Source organism: Flavicella sediminum, assembly GCF_006381105.1.
Lineage (GTDB): Bacteria > Bacteroidota > Bacteroidia > Flavobacteriales > Flavobacteriaceae > Flavicella > Flavicella sediminum.
Genome location: NZ_VDET01000028.1, coordinates 667 through 2,748, shown reverse-complemented (window position 1 = coordinate 2,748; position 2,082 = coordinate 667). Strand labels below are relative to the sequence as shown.

General features: G+C 27.3%; 2 protein-coding genes. Both read left to right on the top strand.

What is annotated here, in order from left to right:
• Positions 1-485 precede the first annotated feature (485 nt).
• The gene (locus FGM02_RS16255) at positions 486-1,349 is read left to right on the top strand and encodes a hypothetical protein (RefSeq protein ID WP_139959554.1); all 864 of its coding nucleotides are present in this window, start codon (positions 486-488) and stop codon (positions 1,347-1,349) included.
• Between the two features lie 6 nt (positions 1,350-1,355).
• Positions 1,356-1,865: a hypothetical protein gene (locus FGM02_RS16250; RefSeq protein ID WP_139959553.1), complete on the top strand. Its 510-nt coding sequence runs from the start codon at positions 1,356-1,358 to the stop codon at positions 1,863-1,865.
• Positions 1,866-2,082 lie beyond the last annotated feature (217 nt).

Genomic DNA, 2,082 nt, shown 5'->3' with positions numbered 1-2,082 from the left:
GAACTTAAAAGTATTGTTGACCTGTATAAAATAAACGAATAAAAACTACCTACAACACCGCATAAAGTTAATGTGAGTTTTTAGGTTTGCTAAAAGGTTTGTGTTTTTTTATTATTTCGCTTCTACTTATTTATCTATTTTTAGGTCGACTAAGATAAAAACACAAAATAAGTAAAAGCTTAGTGTTCGGCTGAGAATCTTGCGATTATCAACTCCCACACTAACCTTATACAAAACCGTTGTAAGCAAGCACTCAAAAAAGTTAGTGAGATTATATACTAAATCGACAAAAAGTCATTTTCATTTCTTGAAAAAAATTCTTGACAAACATAATATCCAAAAAAACCATTGATATTTTATTAGGTATTAATACTCTATTTAAATACCGAATTTATGATTATGTTTGATGCGAGAAATTGCTAAATCTATCTCCATTATTTATTTACATAGATGTGTACACATCTATTTTTTTATGTTCAAATTCTATGAAAAAGACAATATTCGCTATTTTATGTATCTTATTTTTTTACCCTATTCAAGATATAAAAAGCCAAACCAATGATTTTAATTCAGGTGCTTTTAACGTAGGAATTGGAGCAATTATAGGCGGGATCGGAGCGGTTTTAAATAAAAAAAAGAATCAAAACACAAAAAAAGTATTTTTTAAAGGGTTTAGAGAAGGTGCTTTAGGCGGTTATTTAGTTTTTGAGAGTAAACGGTTGATTCGAGAGTTTGCAAGAAAAGAAAACTATATTTACGCATGGTCTTCGAAACTTATAAATTCTGCGGGGAACTCCATAATAGAAAACGCAGCGGAGAATAATAAATTTTCTGAAAAATGGAGTTTTACTTTCGGATTTAACCGATTCGAAATTTCTACTAAAGAAAAAATAAAAGTCAATTATAAAATAATGCCACTGTCTTTGTATTCTACTTTTTATTATTCCTTAAACGGTCGTTTTGATCTTAAAGAGACTCTTAAAACAGGGCATTTTATTTTCAAAACTGCTAAAGTTAAATCCTTTATACCTAATATAGGATATGCAGACGGAACCACATTTACCAATAATATTTTAATTTTAAAGAATCTGGATTTTGGGAAGTATAAAATTTTGAGTCATGAAATTATTCATAGTTATCAGTATGAGAACTTATCAGGATTTAATGCTTATTTCAACAAAACAAAATACCATTTAAACAAGCATAGCAAGATATTAACAATGTATAATAAATATTTCTATACAGACTTTAATTATCTTTTATTTACTTTCATTCATCAAACTCAAGTTCACAATAATAGTTACTATTCTCAACCTTATGAAAAAGAAGCTTTTTATTATTCAAACTAATATTTTATGAAAAAAATACATTTAAAAATTATAGGATTTTTACTATTTACAATCACTAGCTCTTGTATGCCAGAAGAAATAGAAGAATTATTCACATATGAAGATTATTTTATTGAGATAACAGCACTATTAGATCAAAATGAAGAAGGAGAAAAATTTGATTATCACATCACGTATATAGAAACCGATGGGTTAAATAATTTAGTAGAGACTAATAATGCTGGCTATTATTCTACAATAAGCAAACAACCGCTATCTTTTGCGGATAAAATAGTGAATGGTTATGACCCTTACTTTTCTAGTACAAGTATCGAACTTGTTAAAAAACATAAAAAAATTGGAGTAATACTTAAACCTATAAAAAATATTATATCTTTCAATGTAATTATTTCTGACATATATACTCCGGCTAAACATATACTAGACATAGATATAGAATTAGCTGAAAATAAATTGATAAAAGTTATTTATAACTTTGATAGCGAGTTACATACTATTGAATATATTGATGAATAAAATAATATCAAATTGATTATAAATTAGGCCTATCAAAAGCCAGCTTACAACACCGTATAAAGTTAATGTGGGTTTTTATGGTTTACTTCAAAGGTTTGTGTCTTTTTACTATGTCACTCATACTTATTTAAGTATTTTTAGGTTGACTAAGATAAAAACACAAAATAAGTAAAAGTTTAGTCCGGGGCTGAGAATCTTGCGATTATCAACTCCCACA